This window comes from Azohydromonas lata (assembly GCF_034427735.1).
Taxonomy (GTDB): domain Bacteria; phylum Pseudomonadota; class Gammaproteobacteria; order Burkholderiales; family Burkholderiaceae_C; genus Azohydromonas; species Azohydromonas lata.
The window spans coordinates 22,304-40,809 of the sequence record NZ_JAXOJX010000049.1; the positions used below are offsets into that span (position 1 = coordinate 22,304).

The window sequence follows — 18,506 nt, forward strand, 5'->3', positions numbered from 1 at the left end:
GCCATGTACACGCAGGCGATGGACACCATGGGCCGCGAGGCCGAGGACAAGGCGGTGCGCAGCCTCGAAGAAGCGCATCTGCAGCAGCGCTTCGACGCCACCATCGACGACGGCGGCTTCATCGAGGCCAAGGACTGGATGCCGGCCAACTACCGCAAGACGCTGGTGCGCCAGATCAGCCAGCACGCGCACTCCGAGATCGTGGGCATGCTGCCGGAAGGCAACTGGATCTCGCGGGCGCCCACGCTCAAGCGCAAGGCGATTCTGCTGGCCAAGGTCCAGGACGAGGGCGGCCACGGCCTCTACCTCTACGCCGCCGCCGAAACCCTGGGCACCAGCCGCGACGAGCTGCTCGATGCGCTGCACGCCGGCAAGGCCAAGTACAGCTCCATCTTCAACTACCCCACGCTCACCTGGGCCGACATGGGCGTGATCGGCTGGCTGGTTGACGGCGCAGCCATCATGAACCAGGTGCCCATCTGCCGCTGCTCCTATGCGCCCTATGCGCGGGCCATGATCCGCATCTGCCGCGAGGAGAGCTTCCACCAGCGCCAGGGCTACGACAGCCTGCTGGTGATGATGAAAGAGGGCACCGAGGCGCAGAAGGCCATGGTGCAGGACGCCGTGAACCGCTGGTGGTGGCCCTGCCTAATGATGTTCGGCCCGCCGGACGACCAGTCGCCCAACTCGGCACAGGGCATGCGCTGGGGCATCAAGCGCGTCTCCAACGACGAGCTGCGCCAGAAGTTCGTGGACGCCACCGTCGAGCAGGCCAAGGTGCTGGGCGTGACGCTGCCGGACCCGGACCTCAAGTGGAACGAGGCGCGCGGCCACCACGACTTCGGCGCCATCGACTGGGACGAGTTCTGGCGCGTCGTCAACGGCAACGGCCCCTGCAACCGCGAGCGCCTGGGTGCGCGCGTCAAGGCCTGGGAAGAGGGCGCCTGGGTGCGCGAGGCCGCCCTGGCCCACGCGGCCAAGCAGCGCGAGCGCGAGCCCCAAGCGGCGTGATCTGAGCTTGTAGGAGGCCCGCAAGCGGGCCTCCTACGGAAATTGCCGGCGAACTTGCCAACCCATCTGGAGACTGAATTGAGCACCGACATCAAGAACGAATGGCCGCTGTGGGAAGTGTTCGTCCGCTCGCGCGCGGGCCTGGACCACAAGCACTGCGGCAGCCTGCACGCGGCCGATGCGCCCATGGCCATCCAGATGGCGCGCGACGTCTACACCCGGCGCCAGGAAGGCTCCAGCGTCTGGGTGGTGCGCAGCGAGCACATCACCGCCAGCGACCCCGGCGACAAGGACATGTACTTCGACCCGATGGAGGACAAGGTCTACCGCCACCCCACCTTCTACAAGCTGCCGGACTCGGTGGACCACATGTAAGGAGCGGGCGATGCAGGCTTCCATCCGACTCCAACGCGACGAGCGCCAGCAGTACCTGCTGCGCATCGGCGACACCTGCCTCATCCAGGCGCAGCGCCTCTCCGAGTGGACCGGCCACGCGCCGGTGCTCGAAGAGGACATCGCCCTGGCCAACATGGCGCTGGACCTGCTGGGCCAGGCCCGCGCGGTGCTGACGCTGGCCGGCAGCGCGCAAGGACTGAGCGAGGACCAACTGGCCTTCCTGCGCGAGGAGCGCGACTACTTCAATCCCACGCTGGTGGAGCTGCCCAACGGCGAGGGGCGCCCCGGCGACTTCGCGCTCACCGTGCTGCGCAACGCCTTCGTCTCGACCTTCCTGCAACTGCTGTGGCAGCGGCTGCAGGCTTCCAGCGACGAGGAGCTGGCCGCCATCGCCGCCAAGGCGGTCAAGGAGGCGCGCTACCACGTCGAGCACGCCGCCGACTGGGTGGTGCGCCTGGGCGACGGCACGGAAGAGTCCCGCCGCCGCATGCAGGCCGCGCTGGACAAGCTCTGGCCCTACGTGGCGGAGCTGTTCGAGGCCGACGCGGTGGACGAGGCCGCGGCCGACGCCGGGCTGGGCCCGCGCTGGGCCGAGCTGCGCGAGCCCTGGCTGGCGCAGATGCAGGCGCTGCTGCAGGCCGCCACGCTGCAGCCGCCTGCCGTCAGCAGCTTCCGCAGCACCGGGCGCCAGGGCGTGCACAGCGAGCACATGGGCTACATCCTGGCCGAGATGCAGCACCTGCAGCGCGCCTACCCGGGTGGCGCGTGGTGAGCACCCTGGCGGCGGACCGGGTCGGCCGCGCCTGGGCCGTGCTGGCCGACGTGCTGGACCCCGAGGTGCCGGCGCTCTCGGTGTGCGACCTCGGCATCGTGCGCGACGTGGTGGAGCAGGACGAGGCGCTGGAGATCGTGCTGACGCCGACCTACTCCGGCTGCCCCGCCACCGAGGCCATCGAGCGCAGCGTGCTGGACGCGATAGCCGCCGCGGGGCTGGGCCCCGCCCGCGTGCGGCTGCAGCGCGCCCCGGCCTGGACCACGGACTGGATCAGCGAGGACGGCCGGCGCAAGCTGCGCGAGTACGGCATCGCACCGCCCGCGCACATCGAGCCGGGGGCCGCCGTGCCCATCCGCCTGGTGCCGCGCCGCATCGCGCCCGTGGCCTGCCCCCGTTGCGGCAGCACCCACACCGAGCGCCTCTCGGCCTTCGGCTCCACCGCCTGCAAATCGCTGTTTCGCTGCCTCGACTGCCGCGAGCCCTTCGAACACTTCAAACCCATCTGAACCATGAGCGTCATGTTCCATCCGCTGCGGGTACGCGCCATCGAGCCGGATACCGCCGAGGCCGTCATCGTCTCCTTCGAGGTGCCTGACGAGCTGCGCGAGACCTTCGGCTTCACGCAGGGCCAGTACCTGACGCTGCGCAAGACCATCGATGGCCAGGACCTGCGCCGCTCCTACTCCATCTGCGCCGGCGTGGACGACGGCGAGCTGCGCGTGGGCGTGCGCAAGGTCAAGGGCGGCGTGTTCTCCAACTGGATCAACGCCGAGCTGAAGGTCGGCGACGAGATCAGCGTCATGGCGCCGCAGGGCCGCTTCTTCGTGCCGCTGTTGCCGCAGGCGCAGCGCCACCACGTGGGCATTGCCGGCGGCAGCGGCATCACGCCCATCCTCTCCATCATGAAGACGGTGCTGGCGCGCGAGCCCAGGTCGCAGTTCACGCTGCTCTACGGCAACCGCTCGCTGCAGTCCACCATGTTCAAGGAAGAGCTGGAGGACCTGAAAAACCGCTACATGTCCCGCCTGGTGCTGCACCACGTGTTCTCCGACGAGCCCACGGATGCGCCGCTCAACATGGGCCGCATGGACCGCGACAAGATCGGCGACTTCCTGCGCAGCGTGGTGCCGGCCCAGGCCATCGCGCAGGCCTACGTGTGCGGCCCCTTCCAGATGAACGACGAGGCCGAGGCCGCGCTGCTGGCGGCCGGCGTGCCGGAAGACCGCATCCACATCGAGCGCTTCGGCATCGCACAGGCGCCCAGCGGCGCGCAAAAGGCCGATGCCGTGGTGCACGAGGCGCAGCCGGGCGACGCGGAGAGCGCGCGCATCGTCATCATCCGCGACGGCCTGCGCCGCGAGATCCAGTTCGACAAGCAGCAGCCCAGCATCCTCGACGCAGCCTCCGCCTGCGGCATGGAAGTGCCCTTCTCCTGCACGTCGGGCGTGTGCGGCACCTGCCGTGCCAAGGTCGTCGAGGGCGAGGTGCGCATGGAGCGCAACTTCGCGCTGGACAAGAACGAGGTGGCCGCCGGCTTCATCCTCACCTGCCAGGCGCACCCGGTCACCGAGCGGGTGATCCTGTCCTTCGACGAACGCTGAGCGCGCGCAGGGCCCGTGCGCGGCCCGCATGCGGCCCGCACTTCCCGCCATTCACCAGAAAAACATGAAGGCCTCCGGGCACCGGCGCAGCCGGGCAGGCAGGCCCCAAACCACCACGGAAGGAGACACACATGAAGGCAACCCTCAAGAGCGCCATGGCCGCCGCGCTGCTGCTGGCCGCCACGCTGGCGCAGGCCGACATCAACGTGGGCGTCACGCTCTCGGCCACGGGGCCGGCCGCGTCGCTGGGCATCCCGGAAAAGAATACCGTGGCCCTCATGCCCAGGACCATCGCCGGGCAGAAGGTCAACTACATCGTGCTGGATGACGCCAGCGACACCACCGCCGCCGTCTCCAACGTGCGCAAGCTCGTGGGCGAGCACAAGGTGGACGTCATCCTGGGCTCCACCACCACGCCCAACTCGCTGGCCATGGTGGACGTGGCCGCCGAGGCGCAGACGCCCATGGTGTCCATGGCCGCGTCCTCGCGCATCGTCGAGCCCATGGATGCCAAGCGCAAGTGGGTGTTCAAGACGCCGCAGAACGACATCATGATGTCCCTGGCCATCGCCGAGCACATGGCGTCCATCGGCGTCCAGAACGTGGCCTTCATCGGCTTCTCCGACGCCTACGGCGAAGGCTGGTACCAGGAGTTCAGCAAGGCCGCCGCGCTCAAGAAGCTCAAGATCGTGGTCAACGAGCGTTACAGCCGCACCGACACCTCCGTCACCGGCCAGACGCTCAAGATCCTGGCGGCCAAGCCTGACGCGGTGATCATCGCCGGCTCCGGCACCCCCGCGGCGCTGCCGCAAAAGACGCTCAAGGAACGCGGCTTCGCGGGCAAGGTTTATCAGACGCACGGCGTGGCCAACGGCGACTTCCTGCGCGTGGGCGGCAAGGACGTGGAGGGCACCTTCCTGCCCGCCGGCCCGGTGCTGGTGGCCGACCAGTTGCCCGCCGGCGACCCGGTGAAGAAGTCCGCCCAGGCCTACGTCGCGGCCTACGAGACCGCGCACGGCAAGGGCAGTGTCTCGACTTTCGGCGCCCACGCCTGGGACGCCGGGCTGCTGGTGGCCGCGGCCGTGCCCGTGGCGCTGAAGAAGGCGCAGCCCGGCACGCCGGAGTTCCGCGCCGCGCTGCGCGACGCGCTGGAGGGCCTCAAGGAAATGCCCGGTGCGCACGGCATCTTCACCATGTCGCCCACCGACCACCTGGGGCTGGACCAGCGCGCGCGCGTCATGGTGCGCATCGAGAACGGCACCTGGAAGTACCAGCCGGCCAAGCAGCTCTGAGCCCGCTTGCAACGTGCCGGGGCGCGCCCAGCGCGCCCTGGCGCTTCCTTCCTCCAGGAGCTTTCCATGGATTTGCAGATTGCCCTGCTGTTGGGGCAGGACGGCATCGTCAACGGCGCCGTCTACGGACTCATGGCGCTGGCGCTGGTGCTGGTGTTCTCGGTCACGCGCGTGATCTTCATTCCGCAGGGCGAGTTCGTCGCCTTCGCCGCGCTGTCCATGGCGACGCTGCAGGGCGGCCGCCCGCCGGCCAGCCTGTGGCTGCTGCTGGCGCTGGCCGCCGCCGTGCTGGCGCTCGAAGCCTGGCGCGCGCGCGGCGGCGCCGCGGTGGACTGGAAGTCCACCTTCTTCTGGTGCCTGGCCTGTCCCGCCGCCGCTGCCGCGCTCGTGGCGCTGCAGCCCCAAGGGCAGGTGCTGCAGGCCGCAGCCACGGTGCTGTTGATCACGCCGCTGGGCCCGCTGCTGTACCGCCTGGCCTACCGGCCGCTGGCGCGCGCCAGCGTGCTGATGCTGCTCATCGTCTCCGTCGCGCTGCACGGCGTGCTGGTGGGCTTGGGGCTGCTGTTCTTCGGCGCCGAGGGCTCGCGCACCACGGCATTTTCTGAGCTGAACCTGGACGTGGGCGGCCTGCCCGTCACCGGGCAGTCGCTGGTGGTGGTGGGCGCGGCGCTGGCGCTGGTGCTGGCCATGTTCGTGTTCTTCGAGCGCTCCATCGTCGGCAAGGCGCTGCGCGCCACCGCTTCCAACCGCGTGGGCGCGCGGCTCATGGGCATCCCCACCGAGCTCGCGGGCGACGTGTGCTTCGCCTTCGCCGCGCTCATAGGCGCCGTGGCCGGGCTGCTGGTGGCGCCCCTCACCACGGTCTATTACGACACGGGCTTTCTCATCGGCCTCAAAGGCTTCGTCGCCGCCATCGTGGGTGGCCTGGCCAGCTACCCGCTGGCCCTGGCCGGCGCGCTGCTGGTGGGGCAACTCGAAGCCTTCTCATCCTTCTGGTCCAGCGCCTTCAAGGAAGTGCTGGTGTTCACGCTGATCATCCCGGTGCTGTGGTGGCGCAGCCTGCGCAGCCACCACGTGGAGGACGAGGAATGACCATGCCTCTCAATGCCAAGCCCGCCGTGCACGCCGCCGTGGCGCCGGCCCCGTCCGCCGGCTGGATCACGCGGCGCCAGCTCACGCTGGCGGCGGTGCTGCTGCTGGCGGCCAGTTGGGCTTTTCTCTCCGACTTCAGCGTCACGCTGCTGAGCTACGTCGGCCTGTGCGCGCTCGTGGCCGTGGGCCTGGTGATGCTCACCGGCGTGGCCGGCATGACCAGCTTCGGCCAGGCCGCCTTCGTCGGCGTGGGCGCCTACGCCACGGCCTGGGCCTGCACCTCGCCGCAAGCCGCCGCCTGGCTGGCCTGGCTGCCGCCAGCCTGGCTGCCCTGGGCCGGCCTGGCGCTGGGCCTGGTGCTGGCCGCCGCCGTGGCCTGGGTGCTGGGCGCCATCACGCTCAAGCTGGCGGGCCATTACCTGCCGCTGTGCACCATCGCCTGGGGCCTGAGCCTGTATTTCCTCTTCGGCAACCTGGAGCTGTTGGGCGGCCATACCGGCATCACCGGGCTGCCGGCGCTGAGCATTGGCGGCGCGGCGCTGGCCACGCCGCGCGCGCTTGGGCCGCTGATCTGGGCCGTGCTGCTGCTGTCGCTGTGGGCGCTGCACAACCTGCTGGACTCGCGCGAGGGCCGCGCCATCCGCACGCTCAAGAGCGGCCGCGTGATGGCCGAGTCCATGGGCGTGGACACCGGCCGCTACCGCATCAAGGTCTTCGTCCTGGCCGCGCTGCTGGGCGCAGTCTCGGGCTGGCTCTACGCCCACCTGCAGCGCTTCGTGAACCCCACGCCCTTCAACCTCAACATCGGCATCGAGTACCTGTTCATGGCCGTGGTGGGCGGCGCCGGGCACCTGTGGGGCGCGGTGCTGGGCGCGGCGCTGATCACGCTGCTCAAGGAACAACTGCAGGACTGGCTGCCCCGCCTGCTGGGCAGCAGCGGCAACTTCGAGGTCATCGTCTTCGGCCTGCTGATGCTGGTGGTGCTGCAGCGCTACGCCGACGGCCTCTGGCCCCGCCTGGCCCAGTGGTCCGGCCGCTGGCTCAAGGCTGACCCGGCCGAGCACCTGCCCGCTGCCGCCGCCCCGCTGGCCCAGCGCACGCTGCCCCCGCGCGGCCAGGTGGTGCTGCAGGCGCACGAGGTCACCAAGCGCTTCGGCGGCCTGGTGGCCAACAACGCGGTCAACATGAGCGTCAAGGCCGGCGAGGTCCACGCACTGATAGGCCCCAACGGCGCGGGCAAGAGCACCTTCTTCAACATGATCTCCGGCGTGGACGACCCCACCACCGGTGAAGTGCGCCTCATGGGCAAGCCCATGACCGGCAAACCCTCGCGCGAGTTCGCGGCCCTGGGCCTGTCGCGCAGCTTCCAGCATGTGCGGCTGCTTGGGCAGCGCACGGTGCTGGAGAACGTGGCGGTGGGCGCGCACCGCCGCGCGCACCGCGGCTGGGTCGCCTCCATGCTGCGCCTGGACCGGGCCGAGGAAGCCGCGGTGCTGGCCGAGGCCCGCCGCCAGATCGAGCGCTGTGGCCTGGGCGCCCATGCGGACGCACCGGCCGCCTCGCTGGCGCTTGGGCAGCAGCGCATCGTGGAGATCGCCCGCGCACTCGCAAGCCAGCCCGCCGTGCTGCTGCTGGACGAGCCCGCGGCCGGCCTGCGCCACCTGGAAAAGCAGGCGCTGGCCCGGCTGCTGGAGCAACTGCGCGCCGAGGGGCTGGGCATCCTGGTGGTTGAACATGACATGGAGTTCGTGATGAACCTGGCCGACCGCATCACCGTGCTCGAATTCGGCACCGTCATCGCCGAGGGCACGCCGGCACAGATCCAGGGCAACCAGCGCGTGCTGGACGCCTACCTGGGCGGCAGCGACGACCTGGGAGCCGCGGCATGAGCGCGCCGGACACCTTGCTGGAAACGCGCGGCTTCTGCGTCTCCTACGGCGAAGTCGAGGCCGTGCACCGCGTGGACCTGACGGTCAGGCGCGGCGAGATCGTCACCGTCATCGGCCCAAACGGCGCGGGCAAGACGACGCTGCTGTCCGCGGCCATGGGCCTGCTGCCCTCGCGCGGCGAGCTGCTGCTGGGGGGCGAGCGCATCGAGCGGCCCAGCGTGGAAAAGCTCGTGGCCCATGGCGTCGCGCTCGTCCCGGAAAAGCGCGAGCTGTTCAGCGAGATGTCGGTGGAGGACAACCTGCTGCTGGGCGGCTTCAGCCGCTGGCGCCGCGGCCAGCGCGATCAGAAGGCGCGCATGCAGGAGGTGTTCGAGCTGTTCCCGCGGCTGCGCGAGCGCCGCGCGCAGATGTCCGGCACGCTCTCCGGCGGCGAGCGCCAGATGCTGGCCATAGGCCGCGCGCTCATGGCGCGCCCGCAATTGCTCATGCTGGACGAGCCCTCGCTGGGCCTGGCACCTTTGATCGTCCGCGAGGTGCTGCGCATCGTGGCCTCGCTGCGCGAGCTGGGCGTGTCGGTGCTGCTGGTCGAGCAGAACGCCCGCGCCGCGTTGCAGGTGGCCGACCGTGCCTACGTGCTGGAAATGGGCGCCGTGGCACTCACCGGCGACGCCGCCGAGCTGCTGCACGACCGGCGCATCATCGACACCTACCTGGGCCTGGGTGCGAAAAAGGCAGCTTGACCAGGAACTGCGAGGCGTACCGCGTTCCTTGTAGGAGGCCCGCTTGCGGGCCGAACCCTCTGGATGACTGCGCCATTCGGCTCCTACAGGCTTCGTGCGCGGCATGGCCTTTATGCAAATGGGCAGAAAGCCCTTTTCACCATTCGACAGGAGACAACGCTGATGACCACCGTCCTCCAAAGCTTCATCGCCGGCCGCTGGGTCGGCCAGGAAGCCGCGCAGACCCTGCGCAGCGCCGTCAACGGCCGTCCCGTGGCCGCCACGCACGCCGAACGCCCGGACTTCAGCGAAGCCCTGGCCTTTGCCCGCCGCACCGGGCTGCCTGCGCTGCTGGCGCTGGATTTCCAGCAGCGCGCGGCCCTCCTCAAGGCGCTGGCCAAGTACCTCACGCAGCACAAGGAGGCGCTCTACGCCATCTCCGCCCACACCGGCGCCACGCGCTCGGACAGCTGGATAGACGTGGAAGGCGGCACCGGCACCCTCTTCGCCTACGCCAGCATCGGCAGCAACGAGCTGCCGTCGGGCAACCTGCTGCACGAGGGCCCGGCCATCCCGCTGGGCAAGCAGGGCCACTTCGCGGGCACGCACATCCTGGTGCCGCGCGGCGGCGTGGCGGTGCACATCAACGCCTTCAACTTCCCCATCTGGGGACTGCTGGAGAAGTTCGCGCCCAGCTTCCTGGCCGGCATGCCCTGCATCGGCAAGCCGGCCACGGCCACGAGCTACGTCACCGAGGCGCTGATGCGCCTCATGGACCGCTCTGGCCTGCTGCCCGCGGGGGCCTTGCAGCTCATCATCGGCAGCACCGGTGACCTGCTGGACCGGCTCGAAGGCGCCGACATGGTCACCTTCACCGGCTCGGCCGACACCGCCGCCAAGCTGCGCGTGCATCCCAACCTGATTCGCCACTCCGTGCCCTTCAACGCGGAGGCCGACTCGCTCAACTGCGCCGTGCTGGCGCCGGACGTGACGCCGGACGACGAGGAGTTCCAGCTTTTCGTGAAGGAGGTGGCGCGCGAGATGACGGTCAAGGCCGGCCAGAAGTGCACGGCCATACGCCGCGCCATCGTCCCGCGCGGCATGGTGGACGCGGTGGCCCAGGCGCTGCGCGAGCGCCTGCGCAAGACCACCATCGGCGACCCGGCGCTGGAAGGCGTGCGCATGGGCGCGCTGGCCTCGCACGACCAGCTCCACGACGTCCGCGCCCAAGTGGAAAAGCTGCTGCAAGGGGCCGAGCTGGTCTATGGCGAGCGCGACGGCTTCAATCCGCAAGGCGAGGGCGTCTCCGAGGGCGCCTTCTTCGCGCCCACGCTGCTGCTCAGCCGCAACCCGCTGTCCCACGACGCCGTGCACGACGTGGAGGCCTTCGGCCCGGTCAGCACGCTCATGCCCTACGACGGGCTGGACGAAGCCTTGCAACTGGCCGCCCGCGGCCGCGGCTCGCTGGTGGGCACGCTCGTCACCAAGGACCCGGCCACCGCCGCCCGCTTCATTCCGGTGGCTGCTGCACTGCACGGGCGGCTGCTGGTACTGGACGCCGAAGCCGCCAAGGAGTCCACCGGCCACGGCTCGCCGCTGCCGCCGCTGAAACACGGCGGCCCGGGGCGCGCCGGCGGCGGTGAGGAATTGGGCGGCCTGCGTGCCGTCAAGCATGGCCTGCAGCGCGCGGCCGTGCAGGGCTCGCCCACCATGCTCATGGCCGTGACCGGCGAGTACGTGCGCGGCGCCAAGGTCCACGAGAGCGAAGTGCACCCCTTCCGCCGCCACTTCGAGGACTTGCGCATCGGCGACTCGCTGCTCACGCACCGCCGCACGGTGACGGACGCCGACATCGTCGCCTTCGGCGGCATCTCGGGCGACTTCTTCTACATGCACTTCGACGACATCGCCGCCAAGGAGACGGCCTTCGGCCAGCGCATCGCGCACGGCTACTTCGTGCTGTCGGCCGCGGCCGGCCTGTTCGTGTCGCCCGCGCCCGGCCCCGTGCTGGCCAACTACGGCCTGGACACGCTGCGCTTCGTGAAGCCCGTGGCCATTGGCGACACCATCCAGGCGCGCCTGACGGCCAAGCGCAAGATCGACCGCAACAAGGTGGACGCCAAGGGCCAGGGCCAGGGCGTGGTGGCCTGGGACGTGCAGGTCACGAACCAGCACGGCGAGATGGTGGCCAGCTACGACATCCTGACGCTGGTGGCCAAGCGGCCGGCGAGCACCTGATCCGCCAAGGCACCCACCCAAGGAAACGGCCGCTCGCGCGGCCGTTTTTTCGTTTCCGGGTGGAGGCTTCATTCCAATTCGTTCTCCACGCTGAAATGACCTCGTCACACCCGCCTTCGCGGGCATGACGGGAAAATTTCAGCTTCGAACGAGAAGTCGAATCAACCCACCATCCGGCTCCTGGGCGGCTCCATCGCCGGCGCCTGGCCGAAGTAGCCTTCGGTGTGCGTCAGCTCCTGGCGCGCGCCCAGGCGGCGCGCCGCCTCCACGCAATCGTTGACGAAGCCCGGCGTGCCGGCCACGAACACGGAGTGCCCCGACAAATCCTTGAACAGGTCGGGCAGCAGTTGCGGGATGCGGCCATGCAGCCCCGGCCCCTGTTCCTGCGTCAGCGTGGGCTTGAACGTGAAGTTGCGGTGCTTGGCCTGCCAGTACTCCAGCAGCCCGGCGGCATACAGGTCCTCGCGCGTGCGGGCCGAGAACAGCAGCGTCACCGGCCGCTTGTAGCCCCGGCGCAGGGCGGCCTCGGCCAAGGCCAGGATGGGCGCCAGGCCGGAACCGGCGGCCATGCACAGCACGGGCGTGTCCACCGAGGGGTCGCCAATGAAGGTGCCGTAGGGGCCGGCGAGCTTGACGCGCGCGCCGGGCAGCAGGTGCTCGTGCACCCAGCGGCTGGTGCTGCCCTCGTCCACGCGCGTGACCTGCACCGTGATCTCGCCGTCAGGCCGCGGCGCGTTGGCGATGGAGTAGGGCCGCGGCGGCGCGCCCGCGCGCGCGTCGCCCAACATCACGTACTGGCCCGGCCAGTAGCGCATGGGCTGGCCCACCGGGCGCAGGCGCAGCTCCACGATGCGGGGCGTCCGCAGCACGCGGTCGGCCACCACGTAGAGCTGGTTTTCGCGCGGCGGAAACAGCCGCGGCTGCGCGTCCGCCGTGCCCCACTCGATGACGAGCTCCTCGGACAGCGGCTTGGCCATGCACATCAGGCCGAAGCCCTGCGCGCGCTCCTCGGCCGAGAGCGCCATGTCCAGCACCATGCCCTGGTCGAAGCGCCCTTCGCGCACCTTGACCTTGCATTCGCCGCACGCACCGGCGCGGCAGTTGTTGGGCAGGGCGTAGCCTGATTTCTCGAGCGCGGCCAGCACGGTGTCGCCGGACGCGCAGTCGACTTCCTTGCCGGAGGGGTAGAGGCGAATGCGCGCAGTCATGCTCAGAACACCGGGATGATGCTGGCCATGTCGATGTCGGTCACTTCCTGACCGCTGATGCCGACCTCGGGAATGGCGGGGAAGGGGATGTCGTAGCGGTCCAGCACGCCCTTGAGGTTGAGCATGGCCTGCTTCCAGTTCTCCTTCTTCTGCTCGTAGCCGGGAATGTGGAAGCCCGCGGCGCGCGCCACTTCCTCGCCCGCGCGCTGGTTGGCGATGAAGTCGTTGGGCAGGTCCCAGAAGTCCACCGGCGGCTCGAACAGCACGGCCGACAGGAAGAGATAGCCCGCGCGCACCTGCTTGGTGATGAGCGGCTTGTCCGAGAGGTCCATCTTCGGATAGTCGCGCTCCATCAGCGCCATGCAGATGGCCATGTGCCGGCCCTCGTCACGGCCGATGTTGCGAAAGCTCTCCTTGAACACCTCCTCGCGGCAGCCCTCGGCCATCTGGTGGAAGATGGTCGCGGCCGCAATCTCCCCCATCAGGAAGGAGCTGAACAGCACCGCCAGGCTGTACTTGGGCACGGCGGCCTTGTAGCCGCTCCAGTAGCGCCCGCCGTTGTAGTAGAGCCACTTGGCGTTCTTCTGCAGCTTGCGGCCCAGCTCGGTCTTGGGCTCGTAGGTCAGCGGGTCCTCGTGGTCCAGCAGCTTGGTGATGGCCAGGCCGCACATCTGCTCGTGGTTCTGCTCGTCGCGGGTCACGGAGAAGAAGCAGCGGCGCACGGCATCTTCTTCATGCGCCTCGTAGGTCTTGATGAAGGCCGAGGCGAACACCGGCGGCGCCGAGGCGTCGAACACCGACAGCAGCGTCCACCAGTAGGCAATGGCCTCGCGCTCTTCCCAGGAGTAGGACTCGGCGTCAAACGTGTCCCAGCACAGGTGCTTGGGGTCCCAGTTCTCGCGCTGCGCGGCATCCCACACCTCCTCCAGCTTGCCGGTCTGGCGCCGCCACGACAGCGGGTAGACGTTGGGCTGCGGCGTCGCAGGCGGGAATTCCATGGTTTCCGCGAGGCGTTCGTTGTGCATAGGTGTCTCCAAGAATTTGATCCATCGGCTTGACAGGCGCTTTGCAGCGCGGACCAAAAGTTAATGGCGCACCCCGGGCTGAATGTTGACGGGGATCAAAGTTCGACCGATCGGTCGGCTTTTGATTGGGGCAGCATCAGACACGCATGTCGTCCCAGCCACAAGGCCGGTCAAGGAAGGTTGTGCGAGAAACGAAAACGCCATCCGCACCCGTCCCCAAAGGACCGATGCGGATGGCGTGGGTTGAGGGAAGGCGGTGCTTGCCGGGGCTCAGTGGCGCCAGCTTGCCGGGCGCTTTTCCAGGAAGGCCGCAAAGCCTTCGCGCGCCTCGCCGGTGCTGCGCACGCGGCTGATGGTTTGCGCCGTCAGCTCCTGCACCGGCGCCGTGACCGGGCCCACGGACAGTTGCGCGAACAGCGTCTTGATTTCCGCCTGCGCCGCCGGCCCGTTGGCCAGCAGCTCGGCAATGCACTGCTCGACGGCGGCGTCGAGCTGGTCGGCAGCCACCACCTGTTGCACCAGGCCCATGGCCAGCGCTTCGGCGGCGCCGACCACCGTGCAGGTGAGCGCCAGGCGCCGCGCCTGGCGCGGGCCCACGGCGTTGACGACGTAAGGGCCGATGACGGCGGGCAGGATGCCGAACTTGGCTTCGCTGACGGCGAACTTGGCGTGCTCGCTGGCAATGGCGATGTCCGCGGCGCAAGCCAAACCCACGCCGCCGCCGTAGGCGCCGCCCTGGATGCGCGCGACCACCGGTTTATTGCAGCGGTCGATGGCCGCCATCATGCGGGCGAAGCGGCGCGCGTCCTCCAGGTTGGCGGCCTGGTCGTTGGCCGCCGCGCGGCGCATCCACTCGATGTCCGCGCCGGCGCAGAAGCTGCGGCCCTGCGACATCAGCACGACCACGCGCACGGCGGCGTCGTTGGACAGGCTCTCAAACGTTTCGGTCAGCCGCGCGATCAGCGCCTCGTCAAAGGCGTTGAGCACCGCCGGCCGGTGCAGGGTCACGCGCGCGACGCCGCGGCCGTCGCGCTCGACGAGCAGGTTGCTTTCTTCAGTCATGGTCGATTGAGGTCGAAAGGAGTCAGCCCCGCTTGGTGGCGATGAGCGGCTGCACGGCGGGCGCCTGCAGCGTTGGGCGATCGGCCTCCACGGCGGCCAGCGGCTGCACCTCCTGCATGGAGGCGAGGCTGCGCCGGGTGAGGTCTTGGTAGACGCGCGTGCCTTCGAGCTTCCAGGCGACTTCCGCGTCGCTGAGCTCGCGCAGCACCTTGGCCGGCACGCCGGCCATGAGCGTGCGCGGCGGCACCTTCACGCCCGCGGGGACGAAGGCGCAGGCGGCGACGATGGCCTTCTCGCCCACCTCGGCCTCGTCCATCACCACGGCGTTCATGCCCACCATGGCATCGCGGCGCACCACGCAGCTGTGCAGCACGGCGCCGTGGCCGATGTGGCCGTTCTCCTCCACCAGCGTTTCCTGGTCCGGGAAGCCGTGGATCACGCAGGTGTCCTGCACGTTGGCGCCGGCCTGCAACACGATGCGGCCGAAGTCGCCGCGCAGGCAGGCGGCCGGGCCGACGTAGCAGTGGGGGCCCACGATCACGTCGCCGATGAGCACGGCGCTGGGGTGCACGTAGGCCGTGGGGTCCACCACGGGAATCACGCCTTCGAGGCTGTAGCAGGGCATGGCGGTTCCCTTCAGGCGTGGCGGCGGCGCTGGACGACGACGAAGCGGTCCGCCACGAAGGCCAGCGTGGCGTAGCTGGCATTGGCCGCGGGGTTGCCGCCGCTGCCGTGGTAGTCGGAGAAGGCCGCCGCCTGGTTGACGTACACGCCCTGCGTGAGGTTGACCGACAGCGCCACGCGGGCGCGCCGTCCAACGGCCTCCATGCGCTGGATGAAAGCCTCGTCGGTGGAGTACACGCCCAGGGTGAGGGCGCCGTGCTCGCGTATCACGTCCTCGGCCAGTTGCGCGGCGGCTGCGGCCGAGTCGGTGGCCACGACATAGGACACGGGGCCGAAGCACTCCATGCGGTAGACGGACGCATCGGCCTGGTCCAGCGCCACGATCACCGGCGTGCGCGCCTGCGCCTCCGGGAAGTCGGGGTGCGGCAGCGGCCGGGAGGCCAGCAGCGTGCGGCCCACGCCCTGGGCGGCATCGACGCGCTGCCACACGTCCCTGGAGACGATGGCACCCAGCACGGAGGAGGCGATCTTGGGGTTGGAGGCCAGCTTGTCCACCGCGGCAGCCAGGTCCTGGCCGAACTGCTCGAAGCTCTTGGGTCCCTGGTCCGTCCGGATACCTTCGCGGGGGACGAGCAGGTTCTGCGTGGTGGTGCACATCTGGCCGCTGTAGAGGCACAGCGAGAAGGCCAGGTTCTGCAGCAGGGCGGCGTATTCGTGGGTGGACTCCACCACCACCGTGTTCACGCCCGCCATCTCGGCGTACACGCGCGCCTGGCGCGCATGGTCCTGCAGCCAGCGGCCAAAAGCGTTGCCGCCGGTGAAGTCGATGGAGGCCACGGCCGGGTGAGTGGCCAGCGCCTGCGTCATTTGCGGGCGCTCGCTCACGGCCAGCGTGACCACGTTGGGGTCCAGCCCCTGCTCGGCGAGCACGTCGCGCAGCACGCTCACCGTCAGCGCGGCGGGCAGTACCGATTGCGGGTGCGGCTTGACGATGGCCGGATTGCCCGTGGCCAGCGCCGCGAACAGGCCCGGATAGGTGTTCCAGGTGGGGAAGGTGGCGCAGCCGATCACCAGCGCCACGCCGCGGCCCACAATCTCGAACTGCTTGCTCATCACCAGCGGCGGGTTCTTGCCCTGCGGCTTGTCCCACAGCGCCTCGGCGGGCACGTCGTCCATGGCTTTCCAGGCATAGGCCAGCGCCTCCAGCGCGCGGTCCTGCGCGTGGGGGCCGGCGGCCTGGAAGGCCATCAGCGCGCCCTGGCCGGTGGTGAGCATGGCCGCGCGGGCGAGCTCGTGGCTGCGGCGGTGTATGCGCATCAGCGCCTCCAGCAGCACGCCCAGGCGGCCCTGCGCGCCAATGGCCTGCCAGCCCGGTTCGGCGGCCAGCGCGGCATCCACCAGCGCCTGCGGCGCGCATTCCGGGTAGCGGATGCCCAGCTTCACACCGTAGGGCGAGCGCTCGCAGGCCACGCGGGCCGTTTCGCCCGGCTGCGACAGCGGGTAGTCGCGGCCGAACAGCGCCGCCACGGCGGCCTCGCCGTCGGCCTGGGCCGTTTCGCCATAGACCTTGGGCGAGGGCATCTCAGGAAAAGGCGTCCAATGGCCGCGCGTGCGGGTGGCTTGCACGGCAGCGTCAAGCAAGGGGCGGTGCGTGTCGAACAGGGTCATGCGAACACCTATGAGGGAAGTCGGCGCGTGCGCAACGGGCAGGGCCCGCTGCTACCTAGGGTTTTCCTGAAGACGACTTTGACTTGCATCAGGAACTCGGGGCAGCTTAATATCGACCGACCGGTCGGTCAATGTGCGTTTGCTGCAGGTCAAGGACCGCAGCGCACGACCGTGCGCCGCGTGGACCGGCCGCCGTCTGAACCCTTTCAATCGCATCACCCGCATGAATCCAAAAACCCTGGACGCCACCACCCGCGTGGCCGTGATTGGCGCCGGCAGCATGGGCGCCGGCATTGCACAACTGGCGGCGCAGGCGGGTCACGAGGTCCGGCTTTTCGACATGCAGCCCGGTGCGGCGGTGCGGGCGCTGGAGCGCATCGCGGCCGACCTCGACGGCGCCGTGCAGCGGGGCCGCATGACGGCCGCCGAGCGCGACGGCGCGCGGGAGCGTCTCGTGGCGGTGGAGCGGCTGGAGGCGCTGGAAGGCTGCGGACTGGCGATCGAGGCCATCGTCGAGAAGCTGGAGCCCAAGCAGCAGCTGTTCAGGCAGCTCGAAAACGTCCTGGGCGCGCAGGCGGTGCTGGCCACCAACACCTCGTCCATTTCCGTCACGGCCGTGGCCCAGGGGCTCCAGCATCCGCAGCGGCTCATCGGCCTGCACTTCTTCAACCCGGCCACGCGCATGAAGCTGGTGGAGATCATCCGCGGCGTGGAGACCGACCCGGCCCTGGTGCCGGCGCTGCATGCGCTGTCCCAGGCCTGGGGCAAGACCCCGGTGGACGCACCCAACGCGCCCGGTTTCATCGTCAACCGCGTGGCCCGGCCGTACTACGCCGAAGGGCTGCGTCTGCTGGCCGAGCGCGTTGCCCCGGCGGCGGCCGTGGACAAGCTGCTGCGCGAGGCCGGCGGCTTCGCCATGGGGCCGTTCGAGCTGATGGACCTGATCGGCGTGGAAGTGAACCTGTCGGTGACGGAATCGGTGTTCCAGGCCACCGCGTTCGACCCGCGCTTCGCGCCCAGCCTGATCCAGCAGGAACTGGTGCGCAGCGGCCGCTTCGGCCGCAAGAGCGGGCAGGGGTTTCATCGCTACGGCGCCGACGTGCCGGCGCCGCAGGTGGACGTGGTGGCGCCCGCATCCGCCGCGCCTGCCGTCGCCTGCGCCGCGGACATGGGTGCGCTGGCACCGCTGGTGCAGCGGCTGCAAGCCGCCGGCGTGGCCCTTCAGGCCGATGCGGGCCTGCCCGCGGAAACCTTCACCGTGGGCGGCGTGCGCGTGGCGCTCACCGACGGTCGCACCGCCACCGAGCGCGCCGCCACCGACGTTGCGGGCCCGCTGCTGCTGCTGGACTTGGCGCGCGACTTCGCGGCCACGCCGCTCCTGGGCGCCGCCGCGTCCGTGGGCGCGCAAGGCCACCTGCCCGCGCTCGCCGCCGTGTTGCAGGCTGCCGGCATCGCGCTGCTGGCGCTGGACGACGTGGCCGGCCTGGTGCTGATGCGCACCGTGTGCTGTCTGGCCAACGAGGCGGCCGACGTCATCACGTGGTCAGGCGCGACGGCGCGCGACATCGACGTGGCCATGAAGCTGGGCACGGCTTACCCGGTGGGCCCGCTGGCCTGGGCCGACGCGCTGGGCGCGGCGCGCGTGGCCACCGTGCTGCGCCACCTGCAGGACCACTATGGCGACACGCGCTACAGGCGCTCGCCGCTGCTGACGCGGCTGCAGCATGCCGGCGGCAGCTTCCACGCGTGAAGCCTGGAGTGAAGTGAGCAGGGCGCGCTGAAGGTGTTGTGGCCTTGCGCGTGCTCCGTGGAAAAGCCGGTACATCCCGCTGCAAGGCGGATGCGGGCATGCCTGCTGCAAGATGGCGGACATCTGGCACGCAGTACTCCACAGGAAAGAACCACC

Annotated in this window: 16 protein-coding genes; 11 read left to right on the top strand and 5 right to left on the bottom strand. The window is 69.9% G+C overall.

From position 1 onward, the window contains the following. Positions 1 to 3: 3 nt before the first annotated feature. The 10 genes from paaA to paaZ all read left to right on the top strand — a co-directional run bounded on the left by paaA (position 4) and on the right by paaZ (position 11,013). A complete protein-coding gene (gene paaA / locus SM757_RS24345) occupies positions 4 to 1,011 on the top strand; it encodes a 1,2-phenylacetyl-CoA epoxidase subunit PaaA (RefSeq protein WP_322467382.1) in 1,008 nt (335 codons plus the stop codon). A 78-nt stretch (positions 1,012 to 1,089) separates the two neighbouring features. After that, positions 1,090 to 1,386 (top strand): 1,2-phenylacetyl-CoA epoxidase subunit PaaB, encoded by a 297-nt coding sequence (gene paaB, locus SM757_RS24350; protein WP_066332272.1) that lies wholly within the window; start codon positions 1,090 to 1,092, stop codon positions 1,384 to 1,386. 10 nt (positions 1,387 to 1,396) lie between these two features. After that, a complete protein-coding gene (gene paaC / locus SM757_RS24355; RefSeq protein ID WP_066332274.1) occupies positions 1,397 to 2,179 on the top strand; it encodes a 1,2-phenylacetyl-CoA epoxidase subunit PaaC in 783 nt (260 codons plus the stop codon). Continuing rightward, positions 2,173 to 2,688, top strand: coding sequence for a 1,2-phenylacetyl-CoA epoxidase subunit PaaD (gene paaD, locus SM757_RS24360; protein ID WP_407655802.1), 516 nt, complete (start codon positions 2,173 to 2,175; stop codon positions 2,686 to 2,688). The genes paaC and paaD overlap by 7 nt, the downstream gene beginning before the upstream one ends. 3 nt (positions 2,689 to 2,691) lie before the next feature. Continuing rightward, positions 2,692 to 3,783 carry a 1,2-phenylacetyl-CoA epoxidase subunit PaaE gene (paaE, locus tag SM757_RS24365; protein WP_066332278.1) on the top strand — a complete coding sequence of 364 codons (1,092 nt, stop codon included), beginning with the start codon at positions 2,692 to 2,694 and terminating at the stop codon, positions 3,781 to 3,783. 131 nt (positions 3,784 to 3,914) lie between these two features. After that, a complete protein-coding gene (locus tag SM757_RS24370) occupies positions 3,915 to 5,075 on the top strand; it encodes an ABC transporter substrate-binding protein (protein WP_066332280.1) in 1,161 nt (386 codons plus the stop codon). A 66-nt stretch (positions 5,076 to 5,141) separates the two neighbouring features. Further along, positions 5,142 to 6,167, top strand: a complete 1,026-nt coding sequence (locus tag SM757_RS24375; RefSeq protein ID WP_322467384.1) for a branched-chain amino acid ABC transporter permease — start codon at positions 5,142 to 5,144, stop codon at positions 6,165 to 6,167. Beyond that, on the top strand, positions 6,164 to 8,056 hold the full coding sequence (locus SM757_RS24380) for a branched-chain amino acid ABC transporter ATP-binding protein/permease (protein WP_322467385.1): 1,893 nt from the start codon (positions 6,164 to 6,166) through the stop codon (positions 8,054 to 8,056). The genes SM757_RS24375 and SM757_RS24380 overlap by 4 nt, the downstream gene beginning before the upstream one ends. Beyond that, positions 8,053 to 8,796, top strand: a complete 744-nt coding sequence (locus SM757_RS24385; RefSeq protein WP_322467386.1) for an ABC transporter ATP-binding protein — start codon at positions 8,053 to 8,055, stop codon at positions 8,794 to 8,796. Before SM757_RS24380 ends, SM757_RS24385 begins: the two co-directional genes overlap by 4 nt. 162 nt (positions 8,797 to 8,958) lie before the next feature. Next, a complete protein-coding gene (gene paaZ, locus SM757_RS24390; RefSeq protein WP_322467387.1) occupies positions 8,959 to 11,013 on the top strand; it encodes a phenylacetic acid degradation bifunctional protein PaaZ in 2,055 nt (684 codons plus the stop codon). A gap of 161 nt (positions 11,014 to 11,174) precedes the next feature. Here the strand turns inward: paaZ and SM757_RS24395 are convergent, their stop codons facing one another. From SM757_RS24395 to paaN, 5 genes are all read right to left on the bottom strand, one after another. Next, the gene (locus SM757_RS24395; protein ID WP_066332295.1) at positions 11,175 to 12,221 is read right to left on the bottom strand and encodes a 2Fe-2S iron-sulfur cluster-binding protein; all 1,047 of its coding nucleotides are present in this window, start codon (positions 12,219 to 12,221) and stop codon (positions 11,175 to 11,177) included. Positions 12,222 to 12,223: 2 nt separating this feature from the next. After that, entirely contained in the window at positions 12,224 to 13,246 is a 1,023-nt protein-coding gene (locus SM757_RS24400; protein ID WP_322467388.1) for a hypothetical protein, read from the bottom strand. Between the two features lie 270 nt (positions 13,247 to 13,516). Next, positions 13,517 to 14,308 carry an enoyl-CoA hydratase-related protein gene (locus SM757_RS24405; protein ID WP_322467389.1) on the bottom strand — a complete coding sequence of 264 codons (792 nt, stop codon included), beginning with the start codon at positions 14,306 to 14,308 and terminating at the stop codon, positions 13,517 to 13,519. A gap of 22 nt (positions 14,309 to 14,330) precedes the next feature. Continuing rightward, the gene (locus SM757_RS24410; RefSeq protein WP_066332304.1) at positions 14,331 to 14,933 is read right to left on the bottom strand and encodes an acyltransferase; all 603 of its coding nucleotides are present in this window, start codon (positions 14,931 to 14,933) and stop codon (positions 14,331 to 14,333) included. Between the two features lie 11 nt (positions 14,934 to 14,944). After that, a complete protein-coding gene (paaN, locus tag SM757_RS24415; RefSeq protein WP_322467390.1) occupies positions 14,945 to 16,600 on the bottom strand; it encodes a phenylacetic acid degradation protein PaaN in 1,656 nt (551 codons plus the stop codon). Positions 16,601 to 16,823: 223 nt separating this feature from the next. On the opposite strand from paaN, the gene SM757_RS24420 reads away from it, so the two are divergent. Beyond that, entirely contained in the window at positions 16,824 to 18,350 is a 1,527-nt protein-coding gene (locus SM757_RS24420) for a 3-hydroxyacyl-CoA dehydrogenase (protein ID WP_322467391.1), read from the top strand. Positions 18,351 to 18,506 lie beyond the last annotated feature (156 nt).